Raw genomic sequence first — 16,842 nt, 5'->3', positions numbered from 1 at the left:
CGCTGCGCCCCGGCTCTACTCCGGTGTGCGGCCGGGCCCCCGGATCCCGAGGGCCCGGGTCGTCTCCCCGTTGACCAGCAGCACGAGCGAGGCGACCGCGACGGCGGCCAGCGCGATGCCCGCCGGGATGGCCATGCTCTCGGCCTGCAGCAGGTTGTAGGCCACCGGCAGCGCCATGATCTGCGTGATGACGGCAGGTCCCCGGCTCCAGCTGCGCAGACCCCACAGGCCGCGCGCGGCGAGCAGCGGCAGCAGCGCGAGCACGATCAGCGTGATCCCGCCGGTGACGGCCTGCTGACGGTCGTCCGGGTCTGCGGAGATCCCGAGGACGAGCATCCAGGCCCCGCCGACCACCAGTGCCAGCCCTTCGAGGGCGGCGAGCGCGGCGGCGTACACCAGGCGGCGCGGGCGGGGGTCTGCGGTCTCCGGGGCTGCCGGGGTCTGCTCACTGCTCACCCCTGAAGGGTAGCCCGCACGGCCGGCGCTCCCGGGTCGGCCCAGGCCCGCCCAGGTCCGCCCAGGTCCGCCCGTGTCGAGGCTCACCTCGCGATCTCTTACCCGATCCCCACCTCGGCCTGTGCCCGGTACCGCCCAGTAGGTACCCTGCAACTCATGCGTGCACTTCTCGTGGTCAATCCGGCGGCAACCACCACCAGTGCACGGACGCGCGACGTCCTCATCCACGCGCTCGCCAGCGAGATGAAACTCGAGGCGGTCACCACCGAGTACCGGGGACACGCACGCGACCTGGGCCGGCAGGCGGCCGAGAGCGGAAACGTCGACCTGGTGGTGGCCCTCGGCGGGGACGGCACGGTCAACGAGGTCGTGAACGGCCTGCTGCACGCAGGCCCCGATCCCGAGAACCTGCCCGGTCTCGCGGTGGTCCCCGGCGGTTCCACCAACGTCTTCGCCCGGGCCCTGGACCTGCCCAACCACCCCGTGGAGGCCACCGGCGCCCTGCTGGACGCGCTGCGCGAGGGCCGTGAACGCACGGTCGGTCTGGGTCTGGCGGCCGGCACGCCCGGCACCGACGACGAGGCGGTGCCCTCGCGCTGGTTCACCTTCAACGCCGGGCTGGGTTTCGACGCCGGAGTGGTGGGCCGGGTGGAGCAGCAGCGTGAACGCGGCAGGAAATCCACGCACGCTCTTTACATCCGCCAGGCCGTACGCCAGTTGTTGGGCGAATCACATCGCCGGCGCGGTTCGATCACCCTGGAACGGCCGGACGCCGAACCGGTGACGGATTTGGTGCTTTCCATAGTCTGCAACACGGCCCCGTGGACCTATCTGGGCAATCGCCCGGTGTACGCGTCACCTAAGGCCTCGTTCGATACCGGGCTCGACGTACTCGGTCTCAGCCGTCTGTCCACGGCCTCGGTTGCCCGATATGGCACCCAGTTGCTCACTTCGTCCCCCGAGCGGGGACCCCAGGGAAAGCATGCGGTCTCACTGCACGACCTGGACCAGTTCACCTTGCATTCGAAGGTCCCGTTGCCCCTCCAGATGGACGGTGACCACCTGGGGCTGCGAACCAGCGTGACGTTCACAGGCGTACGCCGTGCACTGCGTGTGATTGTGTGAGCAGAAAGGGCTGAAGTCCTTTCACTCGAACGTTTAGGCCAGGATCCACCCCATGGAAGTACGGCTGTGACCTAGTCGACACCGAGGAATCAAAAAAAACTTTCCGGTAGGGGTTGTATCCGCCGCTGAGGTTTGCGAGTCTCTACGTGGCGATCGGGACAGCCCGCAACACCGGCATCCACTGATCACCGGAACCCCTCTTCACACACAGGACCAACGCCGGCACGTCTGGCTGGTGGCCCTTCACTTGTTGAGGGATTCGTGAAAGCGTTCACATTCACAAGCAACCTGCATGTAATACCAAGGAGAGGTAGCAGCCATGGACTGGCGTCACAACGCCGTTTGCCGCGAGGAAGACCCCGAGCTCTTCTTCCCCATCGGCAACACCGGTCCTGCGCTGCTGCAGATCGAGGAAGCCAAGGCCGTCTGTCGTCGCTGCCCGGTTATGGAGCAGTGTCTGCAGTGGGCGCTCGAGTCCGGCCAGGACTCCGGCGTCTGGGGTGGCCTCAGCGAGGACGAGCGCCGTGCCATGAAGCGTCGCGCCGCCCGCAACCGGGCCCGCCAGGCAACCGCCTGACGACACCCGCCCCGCAAGCCTGAGCTTGGCGGCGCGTACAGCGAGTACGCAACTCCCGCCCCCGAGCCGCAGCGCGCAGTACCCCCGATGCGCAGCACACGCTGGCAACGAGCATTCGAGCCCCGGACCCCTGAACGGTCCGGGGCTTCGTGCTGTGCGCGGCCCGCTGCCCCGGCTGTGCGCGGTCCGACGTTCGGGCTTCGCCCGGCGCGCCCGCCGCACGGCTCACTTGTGTGCGCGCACCGGGACGTCGAGGATCACCCGTGTCCCGCCGTCGGGAGCGGGCACCATGTCGAAACTCCCGCCCAACTCCCCCTCCACCAGCGTCCGCACGATCTGCAGGCCCAGGTTGCCCGAGGTGTGCGGGTCGAAACCGGCGGGCAGGCCGACGCCGTCGTCCTGGACGGTGACGAGGAGGCGGGCCTCCTTGGCGGTGCCGCCGCGGACGGCCGAGACCTCGACGGTGCCGGTGTCGCCCTCGCGGAAGCCGTGCTCCAGGGCGTTCTGCAGGATCTCGGTGAGGACCATCGAGAGCGGGGTGGCGACCTCGGCGTCCAGGATGCCGAAGCGTCCGGTGCGCCGGCCGGCGACCTTGCCCGGGGAGATCTCGGCGACCATCGCCAGCACACGGTCGGCGATGTCGTCGAACTCCACCCGCTCGTCCAGGTTCTGGGACAGCGTCTCATGGACGATGGCGATGGAGCCGACCCGGCGGACCGCCTCCTCCAGGGCCTCCCGGCCGCGTTCCGACTCGATGCGCCGGGCCTGCAGGCGCAACAGGGCGGCCACCGTCTGGAGGTTGTTCTTCACCCGGTGGTGGATCTCCCGGATGGTCGCGTCCTTGGTGATCAACTCGCGCTCGCGGCGGCGCAGTTCGGTGACGTCACGCAGCAGGACCAGCGCGCCGATGCGGGTGCCCTTGGGCTTGAGCGGAATGGCCCGGAACTGGATGACCCCGTCGTTGGCCTCGATCTCGAACTCGCGGGGCGCCCAGCCGCTGGCGACCTTGGCCAGGGCCTCGTCCACCGGGCCCCGGGTCGGGGCCAGTTCGGCGGTGGTCAGGCCCAGGTGCTGGCCGACCAGGTCGGAGGCAAGGCCCATCCGGTGGTACGCGGAGAGCGCGTTCGGGGAGGCGTACTGGACGAGGCCCTCGCCGTCGACCCGGATCAGGCCGTCGCCGACGCGCGGGGCCGCGTCCATGTCCATCTGCTGGTCGGGGAACGGGAAGGAACCGGCCGCGATCATCTGCGCGAGGTCGGAGGCGCTCTGGAGGTAGGTCAGCTCCAGCCGGCTCGGGGTGCGCACGGTGAGCAGGTTGGTGTTGCGGGCGATGACGCCGAGGACGCGGCCCTCCCGCCGCACGGGGATCGACTCGACCCGGACGGGGACCTCTTCGCGCCACTCCGGGTCGCCCTCGCGCACGATCCGGCCCTCGTCCAGGGCGGCGTCCAGCAGCGGACGGCGGCCGCGCGGGACGAGGTGGCCGACCATGTCGTCCTGGTAGGAGGTGGGGCCGGTGTTGGGGCGCATCTGGGCGACCGAGACGTACCGCGCGCCGTCACGGGTGGGCACCCACAGGACCAGGTCGGCGAAGGAGAGGTCGGAGAGCAGCTGCCACTCCGAGACCAGCAGGTGGAGCCACTCGAGGTCGGAGTCGTCGAGTGCGGTGTGCTGGCGTACGAGTTCGTTCATGGAGGGCACGTCCGTGAGCGTACCCGGGCAGCCGGAGTGTCCGGAAAAACACCCGCGGGCCGCGGCGCCTGAGAGGGACCCTCAACCCTCCCGGCACCGCAGCCCGGAGCAATATCGGCCGCGGGGTGTGCGGTCCCGTCGGCCGAAGGTGAGGACCGGGGCAGTCAGGGCAGAGAGCTCCGGGTCCTCGGTCCGCCTTCCTGTGCGGGGAAGACGGAGGCTCTGCGTCATGCCCCTCTGCCATTGTGGACTAGACCACTAAGGGTGTCCATGCACGGGGGCTTGTTCGTTGTTGTGGGTATTCGGATGCTCTGACATCCATCACGCAGCCTAGCCTGTGCGGGTTCCCCTGCGGGGCGGTTGCGCGGGGCAATTTCCCCGGCCGCCCCCGGACCGGGCTCGCCCGGCCCCGCCCGGCAGACGCACCCCGCGTCCGCGCCCGCCTCCACACCGCGCCCCGCAGACGCACCGGCACCGGTACCAGGCCCGGGCCCGGCAGACGCAGACGGGGGCTCCCCGTTCTGTTAGATTGAACCCATTGGATTGGTCTAAACCACATAGCCCTTCCGGGCCCTCGGAGCCCCTCTCAGAACGGCAGGCCAGCGTGGAAGTTGTCATCGTTGCGGACGCCCGGTCGGGCGGCGAGCTCATCGCCGAGGCCATGGCCCAGCTCCTTCGGCGCAAGCCGGACGCGCTGCTCGGCGTGGCCACCGGTTCCACCCCGCTGCCCGTCTACGAGGCGCTGGCCGCCCAGGTGCGCGCCGGCGCCGTGGACACCGCGCGCGCCCGGATCGCCCAGCTCGACGAGTACGTGGGCCTGCCCGCCGAGCACCCCGAGTCCTACCGCTCGGTGCTGCGGCGCGAGGTGCTCGAGCCGCTGGGCGTGAAGATGGAGGCGTTCCTCGGCCCGGACGGCACGGCCGAGGACGTGCAGGCCGCCTGCGAGGCCTACGACCGGGCGCTGGCGGCGGCCGGCGGCGTGGACCTCCAGCTGCTCGGGATCGGCACCGACGGGCACATCGGGTTCAACGAGCCGTGCTCGTCGCTGCGCTCGCGGACCCGGATCAAGACGCTGACCGAGCAGACCCGGGCGGACAACGCGAGGTTCTTCGACTCGGACGTCGACCAGGTCCCGCACCACGTCATCACCCAGGGGATCGGGACGATCCTGGAGGCCCGGCACGTGGTGCTGCTCGCCACCGGTGAGGGCAAGGCGGACGCGGTCGCCGCCTCGGTCGAGGGCCCCGTCGCCGCCGTGTGCCCGGCGTCCGCGCTGCAACTGCACCCGCACGCCACGGTCGTCGTCGACGAGGCCGCCGCGTCCAAGCTGAAGCTCGCGGACTACTTCCGGCACACCTACGCCCACAAGCCGCCGTGGCAGGGGATCTGATCCGGAGCCCCGCTGCCGCCGCGCACCGCGATCGCCGCAACGAGGAGGGCGCCGGTTCCCGACCGGGGAACCGGCGCCTTCCTCGTCGTTCCCGGTGCCGTGACCGGAAGGGTTTGCCGTCGCGAGCCGGTGAACCTCTCCGGTCACGGCACTAGCGTCCCGCGACGACCTCGGCCGCCGCGCGGCCGCACACCCGGGCCGCGCCGTGCGTGGCGATGTGCAGGGCGCCCCGGGGCGGCGCCTGGGGGACGCCCATCTCGACGACGACCGTGTCCGGACGGGCCGCGAGGACGGTGTCGAGGGCGGTCGTCATCCAGGGATGCCGGTGCTCGTCGCGGACCACGGCGATGATCCGCCGCTCCCCGGCCGCGACCAGCGCGTCGTGCCCCGCGTCCGGGCCGGCGAAGCTGCCGGTCTCCGTCCCCGGCAGCAGACGGTTCAGCTCGGCGGCCATCCCCCACGGGGTCTCGTCTCCGACGGCGATGTTGGCGACGGGCGTGAGGGCGGCGACGTACGGCGGATCGGTGAGCGGGGTGAAGACCTCGTCCCCGGTCAGCCGCAGGGCACGGCGGGCGGCGATCAGGCCGATGTCGGCGTGTACGGCTGCGCCGGCCGGCTGCTCGGTCCCGGCCGTGGCGGCCGTCGCCGTCCAGCGGGCGAGGGCCCGTACCCGCCGCGCCGCGTCGGCGAGGCGTTCCTCGGGGAGTTCGCCCGTGCGGACGGCGGTGACCAGGGCGTCGCGCAGCCGGCACACCGTCTCGTCGTCGGCGAGTCCGCCGCCCACGCAGATGGCGTCCGCGCCGGCGGCGATCGCGAGGACGCTGCCGCGTTCGATGCCGTAGGTCGCGGCGACGGCCTGCATCTCCATGCCGTCGGTGACGATCAGGCCGTCGTAGCCGAGTTCGTCGCGCAGGAGGGCGGTGAGGACGCGGGGGGACAACGTTGCCGGGTGCGCCGGGTCGAGGGCCGGGACCAGGATGTGCGCGCTCATCACGGCGCGGGTGCCGGCGGCGATGGCCGCCCGGAACGGGGTCAGCTCGCGCTCGGCCAGGACCGCCGGGTCGGCGTCGATGCGCGGGAGCGCGTGATGGGAGTCGACGGCCGTGTCGCCGTGGCCCGGGAAGTGCTTGGTGCAGGCCGCGACGCCCGCCGACTGCAGACCGGTGACGTAGGCGGCGGTGTGCCGGGCGACCAGGGCGGGGTCGGCGCCGAAGGAGCGCACGCCGATGACCGGGTTCGCGGCGTTGGAGTTGACGTCGGCGGAGGGCGCCCAGTTGAGGTTGACTCCGCAGGCGGCGAGGCGGCGGCCCAGCTCGGCGGCGACCTCCAGGGTGAGCGAGACGTCGTCCACCGCGCCCAGCGCGTGGTTGCCGGGGAAGCTGGAGCCGGTGCGCACCTCGAGCCGGGTGACGTCCCCGCCCTCCTCGTCGATCGCGACCAGGACGTCGTCCCGTTCGGTGCGCAGGCGGGCGGTGAGCGCGGCCAGTTGTCCGGGCGAGGCGATGTTCCTGCCGAACAGTCCGACCGACGCCAGCCCTTCGCCGAGCCGGCGAAGCAGCCAGTCGGGGGCGGTGGTGCCGGGGAAGCCGGGCTGCAGGACCGTCAGGGCGTCGCGGGTGAGTGTGTCGGTGCCGCTGGCGAGTGTCGTCATCGGGGCGTCATCCCTTCACGGCGCCCGCGGTCAGCCCCGCGGCCATCTTGCGCTGGACGAGGAGGAAGAGGGCGACGATCGGCAGCGCCATCATGGTGGCGCCGGCCATCATCGGGGCGTACTCGGTGCCGTGCTTGGTGGAGAAGTTGCTGAGCCACACGGTCGCCGTCTGGTTCTTCTGGCTGAGCAGCATCAGGGCGTACAGGTACTCGTTCCAGGCCTGGATGAAGCCGTAGACCGAGGTGGCGACCATGCCGGGGGCCAGCAGCGGGAAGACGACGCGGACGAAGGCGCCGGTGCGGGTGCAGCCGTCGACCATCGCCGCCTCCTCCAGCTCCTTGGGGATGTTGACGATGAAGCCGCGCAGGGTCCACACCGTGAACGGGAGGATGAAGGTCAGGTACGTGATGACCAGGCCGGAGAGCTTGTCGTACTGGTCCAGGTCGTTCAGGAGCAGGAAGACCGGGATGATCATGGCGACGAGCGGGACCATCTGCACCGCCAGGATGCCGACGATGACGATCTTGCGGCCTCGGAAGGCGAACCGGGAGATGGCGAGGGCGGCCAGCATGCCCACGACGACGCCGATCGCGACGACCGCCAGGGAGACGAGCAGGCTGCGGCCCACCGGCCCCCAGAAGTCGGCGATGTGCAGCGCGCGGCTGAAGTTGTCGAGGGTCAGGTGCGTCGGCAGCAGGCTGGGGTCCGGGTCGATCGCGTCCTTCGCCGGCTTGAACGCCGTGTTGAGCATCCAGTAGACGGGGAAGCCCGCGACGGCGAAGACCAGCAGGCCGAGGAGGTTCCAGCCGAGCCGTGACGTCCGGCGCGGCGCGGCGAGGGTGCGCACGCTCGTCATTCCACCTCTCCGATCTTCAGCATCTGGCGCATGTAGACGGCGACCACCCCGAGCAGCAGCAGCACGGTGATCAGCGCGATGGCCGAGCCCTGGCCGTAGTCGTTGACGACGAAGGCGCGGTCGTAGGAGTACGTCGTCAGGAGCTGGAACTCGGCCTCGGGGTGGCCGTTGCGCATGACGAAGACCTGGGGGAAGACGCCCATGTCCCAGATGACCGACAGGGTCGTGAGCATCACGATGACCGGCTTGAGGATGGGCAGGGTGACGTACCGGAAGACGCCCCAGGCGCCGGCGCCGTCGAGCCGGGCGGCCTCCTCCAGTTCGGCGGGCACCTGGGTGAGGCCGGCGCTGAGAGTGATCACCACGAAGGGCACCGCGCCCCAGATCACCAACAGCATGATCACCGCGAGGCCCTGCGGTCCGCTCGCGAACCAGTTGTGGCCGATCAGCTCGACGCCGGGCAGTCTGCTGAGGACGGCGTTGAGGATGCCGTAGTCGGAGTCGAACAGCCACTTGAAGACGGTGGTGGCGACGATGACCGGCATGCCCCAGCCGGCCACGAGCGCGATGTTGACGAGGGTTTTCACCCAGCCGGAGACCCGCTGGAGAAGCAGCGCGACCATCATGCCGAGGACCATCGTGAGGATGACGCAGCCGGCCGCGAAGACGATCGTGCGCAGGACGACCTGCCAGAACTCGCCGTCGCCCAGCACGCCGGCGAAGTTGTCGAACCCGACCGACTCGGCCGGCTGGAAGCCCCACAGCTGGGACTGCCCGAACTTCTGGAAGGAGAGGGTGACGAGCCGGACCAGCGGATAGCCCATCACCAGGGCGAGCACCAGCAGGCAGGGCGCGAGGAGCAGCCAGGGCGTGGTGGCCGGGGTGCGCCGGCTGCCTGGTCGCTTCGGCGGAGCCGGGGGTGGGGGTGACGGCCGCCGCGGCGGCGCCTTGGCAGGGGTGGTCGTGTCTGCGGCACTCATCCGCGCGCTCCTCAGCGGTCCTTCGGGTCGTACGGGAGGCAGGGCCCGGTGGGCCACGGGCCCTGCCCTCAGGTCACTTGGTGTTGATGACCTTGTCGATCGCGGCGTCCGCGTCCTTCGCGGCGGCCTCGACCGTCTTCTTGCCGGTGCCGATGCTCTGGAGCATGGTCTGGAGCACCTGGGCCTTCTCCACCTGGCCCCAGCCGGGGGCCATCGGGACGAACCAGTTGGACTCGGCCGCGGTGGCCGGGACCGCCGTCGCCGGGTCGTTCTTGAGGGTCGCGAGGTCGGTCTTGTTGTTGGGCAGGTTGCCCTTGGCGATCAGGCCCTTCTGCCCGGCGGGACCGGTGAAGGCGTTGATCCACTCGGCGGCGAGGCCCTGCGCGTCGGACTTCACCGGGACGGCGAGGTCGGAACCGCCGAGGAAGACGGGGAGGTTCTTGCCGGACGGGCCGGGCATCACGAAGTTCTCGACGTTGCCGGCCAGCTTGCCGGTCTTGTCGTTCTCCTTGGCGGCGGCGGTCGCGCCCTCCCAGGCGGGGGCGAAGATCATGCCCGACTTGCCCTGGCCGTAGACGATGTAGCGGTCGGACTCGTCCTTGGTCTTGTCGCCGTGCATGTACGTGTCGAGGACCTTCTTGAACTCGTTGAGGCCCTTGATCGACTCCGGCGAGGACAGGTCGGCCTTCCACTGGCCGCCGTCCTCCTTGGCGATGGAGCCGCCGGCGTCGTAGACGAACGACATGGCCGCGTACCAGTCACGGCTGGGCTGGTACCACGCGGAGAACTTGTCGCCCTCCTTCTTCTGCACCTTGTCGAGCGCCGCGGTGAGCTCCGCGTACGTCTTCGGCGTGGACGTCACCCCGGCGGCGGCGAAGACGTCCTTGCGCCAGTTGGCGACGCGGCCGCCGGCGTAGTACGGCACGCCGTAGGTCTTGCCGTCGTAGGTCACCGAGGCCTTGAGGCCGTCGAGCCAGGCGGAGGAGTTGTCGAACTTGCCGGCGTCGAGGGGGGCGAAGGCGCCCTTGACCATGTAGCCGAGCATCTCGGTGTTGCCCATCTCGACGACGTCGGGGGCCTTGTCGGTGGCGAGGACGGCGTCCAGCTTGGCGTTCTTGTCCGGCCAGCCGTAGTACTCGTGGTTGATCTTGACGCCGGGGTGCGCCTTCTGCACCGCCGCGTCGGCGGCCTTCACCAGCTCGGGCCAGTTGTTCTGCGCGTCGACGGTGAGCCAGACGGTCAGCTCCTTGGCGTCGGTGCCCTTGGAGTCCCCGCTCCCGCTGTCGTCCCCGCATGCCGCGATGGAGACCATCATGCCCGCGATACCGATCGCGGCTATCAGCTTGCGCTTCACGCCATCCTCCTCAGGGATGCCACACCCCCCGCCCACGGGCCGGGACCTCGATCTCCTGGACCAATGGTGTAGACCAGTGCGCAGAGCTTGGCTCAGACCATTAGGCCTGTCAAGGGTGGCCGAATCCCCTCCGACCAGCCGTTATGGGACCTACATATGCAGGAACCTTTAAGTAAGAAGCCCTCGAAAACCTCGACGTCGGAGGCGCTCGCTCCGGTAGACCATTTGACCTGGTGGACTAGACCAGCAAAGGTTGCGACGGTATACAGAGGGGATCACGGAACGGCGGGGCAGCAGTGCCGCGTCCGTGCCACGATGTGACCCGCATCCGAGGCCGGGAAGGCAGGACATGAGCACCGACGTCAGCAGTGCGGCGAACGAGGGTGGGGCGACCGTCCGTACCGCGCGTGTGCCCAAGTACTACCGGCTGAAGAAACACCTGCTCGACATGACGCAGACCCAGTCGCCGGGCACGCCCGTCCCGCCGGAGCGCACCCTGGCGGCCGAGTTCGACACCTCGCGCACGACCGTCCGCCAGGCGCTGCAAGAGCTCGTCGTGGAGGGCCGGCTCGAGCGCATCCAGGGCAAGGGCACCTTCGTCGCCAAGCCGAAGGTCTCCCAGGCGCTCCAGCTCACCTCGTACACCGAGGACATGCGCGCCCAGGGGCTCGAGCCGACCTCGCAGCTGCTGGACGTCGGCTACATCACCGCGGACGACCGCCTCGCCGCTCTGCTCGACATCACGGCCGGCGGACGGGTGCTGCGCATCGAGCGGCTGCGGATGGCCAACGGCGAGCCGATGGCCATCGAGACGACCCACCTGTCGGCGAAGCGCTTCCCGGCCCTGCGCCGGTCCCTGGCCAAGTACACCTCGCTGTACACCGCCCTCGCCGAGGTCTACGACGTCCACCTCGCCGAGGCCGAGGAGACCATAGAGACCTCACTGGCCACGCCGCGCGAGGCGGGCCTGCTCGGCACCGACGTGGGGCTGCCGATGCTCATGCTGTCCCGCCACTCGCTGGACCGCGAGGGCCTGCCGGTGGAGTGGGTGCGCTCGGTGTACCGGGGGGACAGGTACAAGTTCGTGGCACGGCTGAAGCGGCCCGCCGAGTAGAGGGTCTGTGGAGGGCCTTCCGCTGGGCTTATCCGTCACTTACATTGCCTGCGCATTACATCTGTGATCAAGGCGATCTAGTGAGGGGCGGAGCCGCCGATGTCAGAGACCCCCGAAGTGACCGAGGGGCCGGTGGTGACGCCGTTGCGCGTCGCCATCGGCCTCTGCCTGTTCGCGCCGTTCGTGGCGATGCTGTGGGTGGGTTCGTACGCGAAGGTCGATCCGGCGTTCATCGGGATCCCCTTCTTCTACTGGTACCAGATGCTGTGGGTGCTCATCTCGACCGTGCTCACGGTGGTCGCGTACAAGCTGTGGCAGCTGGACCAGCGCGGCCGTGCGGGCTCCTCCTCCGCGAAGGGCGGTGCGTCGCGGTGAAGGACGGCGTGAACGGCGTGGCGCTCGCCGTCTTCATCTTCTTCTTCCTGGCCGTCACGGTCATGGGCTTCCTGGCCGCACGCTGGCGCAAGGCCGAGAACGAGCACAGCCTCGACGAATGGGGCCTGGGCGGCCGGTCGTTCGGCACCTGGGTCACCTGGTTCCTGCTCGGCGGCGACCTGTACACCGCGTACACCTTCGTCGCCGTCCCGGCGGCGATCTACGCGGCGGGCGCGGCCGGGTTCTTCGCGGTGCCGTACACGATCCTCGTCTACCCGCTGATCTTCACGTTCCTGCCGCGCCTGTGGTCGGTCTCCCACAAGCACGGCTATGTGACGACCTCGGACTTCGTGCGGGGCCGCTTCGGCTCGAAGGGCCTGTCGCTGGCGGTCGCCGTGACCGGCATCCTCGCGACGATGCCGTACATCGCGCTCCAGCTGGTGGGCATCCAGGCCGTGCTGGACGTGATGGGCGTCGGCGGCGGCGAGAACACCAACTGGTTCGTGAAGGACCTGCCGCTGCTGATCGCGTTCGGCGTGCTGGCCGCCTACACCTACTCCTCCGGTCTGCGGGCCCCCGCGCTGATCGCTTTCGTGAAGGACACGCTGATCTACATCGTCATCGCGGTGGCGATCATCTACATCCCGATCAAGCTCGGCGGCTTCGACGACATCTTCGCCAAGGCGGGCGAGGCGTTCAGCCAGACCAACCCGGCGACGGGCAAGCCGCGCGGTGCGCTGACCCCGGCCGAACCGGGCCAGTGGACGTACGCGACGCTCGCGCTGGGCTCGGCCCTGGCGCTGTTCATGTACCCGCACTCCATCACCGCGACGCTGTCCTCGCGCAGCCGTGAGGTGATCCGCCGCAACACCACGATCCTGCCGCTGTACTCGCTGATGCTGGGCCTGCTCGCGCTGCTGGGCTTCATGGCGATCGCGGCCGGGGTCAAGGTCACCAACGGGCAGCTGGCGATCCCGCAGCTGTTCGAGGACATGTTCCCGTCCTGGTTCGCGGGCGTCGCGTTCGCCGCGATCGGCATCGGCGCGCTGGTGCCCGCGGCCATCATGTCGATCGCGGCCGCGAACCTCTTCACGCGCAACATCTACAAGGACTTCATCAGGCCGGACGCGACGCCGGCGCAGGAGACCAAGGTCTCCAAGCTGGTCTCGCTGCTGGTGAAGGTGGGCGCCCTGGTCTTCGTCCTGACCATGGACAAGACGGTGGCCATCAACTTCCAGCTGCTGGGCGGCATCTGGATCCTGCAGACGTTCCCGGCCCTGGTCGGCGGCCTCTTCACCCGCTGGTTCCACCGCTGGGCCCTGCTCGCCGGCTGGGCGGTCGGCATGCTGTACGGCACCTTCGCGGCGTACGGGGTCGCCTCCCCGACGCAGAAGCACTTCGGCGGCTCGGCGAAGGAGATCCCGGGCCTCGGCGAGATCGGCTACATCGGCCTGACGGCGTTCGTCCTCAACGTCGTCGTCACGGTGGTCCTGACCTTCGTCCTGAAGGCCGCCAAGGCCCCCGACGGCCTCGACGAGACGAAGCCGTCGGACTACACGGCGGACGCCGGCGACCCTGGCGTCCAGGTGGATCTGCCCCCGGCGACGGCGGGCACCTCCCACTAGACCGGGCGGACGGACGATCGGGCCGTCGGGCGGACCCGGGGCCGGTGCCGTGAGCGGCGCTAGTCCCGTGTCCGTCGGGCCATCGCGTCCCAGAAGCGGTCCAGTTCGCCGACCCGCATGCCGACCCAGTGCGGGGTCTTCCGGCGCAGCCCGCGGGGCAGCCAGCGCCGCACGCTGCCGGGCAGCAGGGCCTGTTGCTGGCGGCAGAACGGCTCGCGGATCTCTCCCCGGGGCACGCCTCCCCGGGGAGGGTACGGGCAGAGCTGGAACTTGCAGTCGGGCAGACAGGTCGTGCCCGGCGCGGGCGGGTTCGACGTGCCGATGCGCAGTCCGGGCCGCAGCGGCTCGCGGTCCGTGCGGATGCACGGCGGCAACGACATTCCGGGCTGCTCCATACGGGCCAGGCGTTCCTCGACCTCGTCCGGGTGGCCGTCCCGCTCGACGAGGTTCAGCATCACCAGGACGTCCGCGACCAGGCGTTGGGCGCGCGGGTCGAGGGTGCTCCAGCCGACCGAGGGGGGAATCCACAGGTTGTGCCTGCGGTACCCCGCGGTGTCGCCCGCGCGGGCCCCGATGTTGTCGGCGACGCCCTTCTCGTCGATCCACAGGAACCGCTCGGGCTGCCCGGTCTCCAGGGCGAGGGCGGCCAGGTCGCCGGCCTCGGCGACGAACGGATGCAGGCACCGCCGGGCGGGTCCGTCCGGGGCGGCACCGGGCGCGCCGTTGACCGTGCCCGCCATCGACAGCCAGCGCTCCACCGTCTGCACGGCGTTGGCCCCGCCGGCCGGCTGGAAGGGCTGCCGCCCGTCGGAGCGGCCGCCGGCCAGGTCCGGCAGCTCCCACAGGCACAGCGCCTGGATCAGGCTGAGCTGCGCGTACCAGCAGCGTGACTGCTGCAGCACGGTCTCCGCCTGACGGACCAGGTCGTCCCGGCCTCCCCGGTAGATGTGCGGGTGCCGGTGGCGCCGGTTGGCCGCGTACTTGAATCCCTGGGCCAGTGCCGCCTCCAGGGCGAGCGGCAGATCGGGCGAGCCTCCGGTGAACTTCGGGTCGAGGTGGCGCAGCCATCTGGTCAGGCGTTCCCTGGCCTCGTCGCGATGGGCCTCGTCGACGGAGCCCAGGAGCATCGGGAGCATCCAGGCCCGCATCACGAACTCCCGGAAGAGATCCACCCGTTGCTCGCGGTAGCGCCGCTTCAGCTCCTTGCGGTCCTCCTGGAGCCGCCCGATGTCCTCCTCGGGCGCGCTCCCCGGAGCCGCGCGCACAGCCCGTGCCCGTCCCATCCGCGCGGCCCAGGCCTCGTACTCCTGTCGCTTTTGGGCCTTCAGCCGGTCGAGCCGGTCGTTGTACTCCTGCACGGGGTCGCTGTTCAGGCCGACCCGCTCGCGGATCACCGCGAACGCCGCGTTGCCCCCGGTGCCGAACTCCTGGGCGACGACCAGGCGGATGGAGTAGGAGGGTTCCCGGACGGCCAGTTGGAAGAGCTCCCAGTACAGCGGGGTGGTGTCGATCCGGTCGGAGACCGCCCGCAACGCGGCTCCCAGCTGTTTGAGGACCCGGCGCTTGGCGTCCCTCAGGGTGCGCCGGTCGCCCTTGATCCCGGGCCAGTGCCGGCGCACCGCCCGCACGATCTCACCCAGATGCTTCGGGTCGGCCTCGGCGCTCTCGATCTCCAGGGCGGCCGCATAGAGGTCCAGGGCCTTGGGGTCGTCGGTGCGCCGGCCCGCGGCGGCGCACAGCCGGCAGGCGAGCGGGCGGCCCCGCACGGGGGCCCGCCGGATCCGCTCCGCGATCTCCTTGCGCACCTCGGCCCGCACGCCCCGCCTGCGGCCCGAAGGGGCTGCCGCCCGCCGGGACACCAGGACGAGTGCGATCAGCAGTTCACGGCTGGGGCCGGGCGGCTGCAGCGCCTGCTCCGTCAGGTCCCCGGCGCCCCGCTCCCCGAGGTGGCTCAGCACACGGCAGCCGAAGTAGGCCTGGACGATGCTGTGCGGGAAACGGACCCTGTGCTCGAGGCCCTCCACCAGTCTGAGCCTGCTCGCGTTGGCGGCGAAGCGGGCGAGGACGGCGTTGCACTGGTCCATGTTGCCCTCGCGCAGCCGTCTGCTCTCCGGTTCGCCGAGCCGCTCGCACAGCGCGTCCCAGATCTGCTGCCGGTGCCAGTCGGACAGCGTGTGGTCGCGCTTGCCGTACTGGTCGAAGCCGCGGCCGGCCCACAGGCGCTCGGCCCGGATCCGGGCGCGTCGGGCCGCGCCGGGGTGCAGGACGTCCGGGTCGAGCAGCTCCGCGAAGCCGACCTCCAGCGTGTCCTGGAGCAGTCCGACGCAGGCCAGCGCGCAGACCACTTCGAGGGTGTCGCGGCGCTCCTCGGGGGTCAGCGCGACGTCCTCCCGCAGCTTCCCCTCGCACAGCGCCTCGGCCCAGGTCTCCAGCAGCCACAGCCGCAGGGTGGCGCGGTCGCGGCTGCGGGTGACGACGTTTCGCGGGTCGTCCTCCGGACGGTCGTGCTCCAGCAGTCCCCGCCGGTGGAGCTCGCGGGCTATCTGCAGGTAGACCGGCGACTCGGTCACCTCCGCCGTCTCGACGATCCAGTCCACCCGGCGTTCGTCGGTGTCCGGCACGTCCGCCTCGACGAAACGCAGCGCCGCCTCCTCGCTGAGCGGTTCGAGCACCACGATCGCGGCGGAGGTGGTCTCCAGCGGGCTGTGCGGCCGGGAGGCGATGACCAGGGGCAGCTTCTCCTCGCGGGCGCGCTCGATGGCCCGGCGGATGACGTTGTCCCGGTTCTGCTGCCGGCCGTCGTCGAGCAGGGCCTCCTCCAGGCCGTCGGCGAGGACGACCGGCTTGTCGTCGGCGAGGAGTTGCTGCCACACGCGGTCGGTCTTGCTCCGCGCCAGAACGCCCTTGGGCGCCTCCTGGGCGAACCGCTGCCTGGCCAGATGCTCGAAGTTCAGGTCGGCGCCGTCCGTCGCGTCGCGCAGCCTGATCGGCACCGGTACGGCGTTCTGGCGGGCCAGGAGTTCGGTGAGCCGCACGAGGACGGCGGTCTTGCCCGCGCCGACGCCGCCGACGAGCAGATACGGCCGCCGGGTGTCGCGCTCCCGCAGCCGCTCGGCGATGACCTGGGCGATGTCCTCCCGGCCGACGATCTCGCGGGTGTCGTACCCGGCGGTGGGCACCAGCCGGCGCGGATCGCGCAGCGCCTTGGTGAGATAGCGCCGCTTGGTCCAGCGGTACCACCAGAACAGGAAGAGCGCGGCGGCGATCGAGGCGGCGAGTACCGGTCCGACGAACCGGGAGACGATCTCGAAGCCCTGGTTCTGCCGGCGCCACTTCTCGAAGCCCGTCGTGTCGTGGGTGACGAGGATGAACACGCCCTCCCCGACCCAGGCGAGCACCGCCAGCACGGAGACCAGCCAGATCGCCCGGGTGACGTTGGCGTACGAGACCCACCGGCGCCACTTCTTGGGCCGGGCGACGCCGCGGCGGGCCTCCAGACGGACCGTCAGGGAGTGCCAGCGGCCGACGATCCCGCGTCCGAAGCGGGTTCCCGCCCGCCGGACGTGCAAGGTGGCCATCGGCGCGTCGCGCGGTCGCTCCTTGCCGGGCGGATGACGGACGACCCTCGTCATGGCGTTCTCCTTGCG

At 70.6% G+C, this 16,842-nt stretch carries 13 protein-coding genes; 6 read left to right on the top strand and 7 right to left on the bottom strand.

The genetic code is table 11. From position 1 onward, the window contains the following. Positions 1-15 precede the first annotated feature (15 nt). The gene (locus ACH4ZA_RS02855) at positions 16-456 is read right to left on the bottom strand and encodes a hypothetical protein (RefSeq protein ID WP_398427684.1); all 441 of its coding nucleotides are present in this window, start codon (positions 454-456) and stop codon (positions 16-18) included. Between the two features lie 156 nt (positions 457-612). Here ACH4ZA_RS02855 and ACH4ZA_RS02850 point away from each other — a divergent pair, with 156 nt between their 5' ends. Both ACH4ZA_RS02850 and ACH4ZA_RS02845 read left to right on the top strand, forming a co-directional pair. Next, entirely contained in the window at positions 613-1,581 is a 969-nt protein-coding gene (locus ACH4ZA_RS02850; protein WP_319278652.1) for a diacylglycerol kinase family protein, read from the top strand. A gap of 319 nt (positions 1,582-1,900) precedes the next feature. After that, on the top strand, positions 1,901-2,158 hold the full coding sequence (locus ACH4ZA_RS02845; protein ID WP_006380970.1) for a WhiB family transcriptional regulator: 258 nt from the start codon (positions 1,901-1,903) through the stop codon (positions 2,156-2,158). A 225-nt stretch (positions 2,159-2,383) separates the two neighbouring features. Here ACH4ZA_RS02845 and ACH4ZA_RS02840 read toward each other — a convergent pair whose 3' ends face one another. After that, a complete protein-coding gene (locus tag ACH4ZA_RS02840) occupies positions 2,384-3,850 on the bottom strand; it encodes a PAS domain-containing sensor histidine kinase (RefSeq protein WP_319278723.1) in 1,467 nt (488 codons plus the stop codon). Positions 3,851-4,454: 604 nt separating this feature from the next. On the opposite strand from ACH4ZA_RS02840, the gene nagB reads away from it, so the two are divergent. Further along, entirely contained in the window at positions 4,455-5,240 is a 786-nt protein-coding gene (nagB, locus tag ACH4ZA_RS02835) for a glucosamine-6-phosphate deaminase (protein ID WP_398427683.1), read from the top strand. 151 nt (positions 5,241-5,391) lie between these two features. On the opposite strand, the gene ACH4ZA_RS02830 is transcribed toward nagB, so the two are convergent. From ACH4ZA_RS02830 to ACH4ZA_RS02815, 4 genes are all read right to left on the bottom strand, one after another. Then, on the bottom strand, positions 5,392-6,891 hold the full coding sequence (locus ACH4ZA_RS02830) for a glycoside hydrolase family 3 N-terminal domain-containing protein (protein ID WP_319278655.1): 1,500 nt from the start codon (positions 6,889-6,891) through the stop codon (positions 5,392-5,394). 7 nt (positions 6,892-6,898) lie between these two features. Continuing rightward, positions 6,899-7,747 carry a carbohydrate ABC transporter permease gene (locus ACH4ZA_RS02825; protein WP_319278656.1) on the bottom strand — a complete coding sequence of 283 codons (849 nt, stop codon included), beginning with the start codon at positions 7,745-7,747 and terminating at the stop codon, positions 6,899-6,901. Beyond that, positions 7,744-8,727: a sugar ABC transporter permease gene (locus ACH4ZA_RS02820; protein ID WP_319278658.1), complete on the bottom strand. Its 984-nt coding sequence runs from the start codon at positions 8,725-8,727 to the stop codon at positions 7,744-7,746. Before ACH4ZA_RS02820 ends, ACH4ZA_RS02825 begins: the two co-directional genes overlap by 4 nt. Before the next feature lie 73 nt (positions 8,728-8,800). Then, positions 8,801-10,081 (bottom strand): extracellular solute-binding protein, encoded by a 1,281-nt coding sequence (locus ACH4ZA_RS02815; RefSeq protein ID WP_319278659.1) that lies wholly within the window; start codon positions 10,079-10,081, stop codon positions 8,801-8,803. Between the two features lie 349 nt (positions 10,082-10,430). Between ACH4ZA_RS02815 and ACH4ZA_RS02810 the strand changes: the two genes are divergently transcribed. From ACH4ZA_RS02810 to mctP, 3 genes are all read left to right on the top strand, one after another. Next, complete coding sequence (locus ACH4ZA_RS02810; protein WP_319278661.1) at positions 10,431-11,195, top strand: GntR family transcriptional regulator; 765 nt, start codon at positions 10,431-10,433, stop codon at positions 11,193-11,195. 99 nt (positions 11,196-11,294) lie between these two features. Next, positions 11,295-11,570 (top strand): DUF3311 domain-containing protein, encoded by a 276-nt coding sequence (locus ACH4ZA_RS02805; RefSeq protein WP_319278663.1) that lies wholly within the window; start codon positions 11,295-11,297, stop codon positions 11,568-11,570. Continuing rightward, positions 11,567-13,195 (top strand): monocarboxylate uptake permease MctP, encoded by a 1,629-nt coding sequence (mctP, locus tag ACH4ZA_RS02800; protein WP_398427681.1) that lies wholly within the window; start codon positions 11,567-11,569, stop codon positions 13,193-13,195. The genes ACH4ZA_RS02805 and mctP overlap by 4 nt, the downstream gene beginning before the upstream one ends. Before the next feature lie 59 nt (positions 13,196-13,254). On the opposite strand, the gene ACH4ZA_RS02795 is transcribed toward mctP, so the two are convergent. Next, positions 13,255-16,827: an ATP-binding protein gene (locus ACH4ZA_RS02795; RefSeq protein ID WP_398427680.1), complete on the bottom strand. Its 3,573-nt coding sequence runs from the start codon at positions 16,825-16,827 to the stop codon at positions 13,255-13,257. Between the last annotated feature and the right edge of the window lie 15 nt (positions 16,828-16,842).

The sequence above is a fragment of the Streptomyces sp. NPDC020597 genome, assembly GCF_044335095.1.
GTDB lineage: Bacteria > Actinomycetota > Actinomycetes > Streptomycetales > Streptomycetaceae > Streptomyces.
Note: the sequence above shows the minus strand (reverse complement) of the source record. Positions and strands in the feature narration are given on the sequence as shown.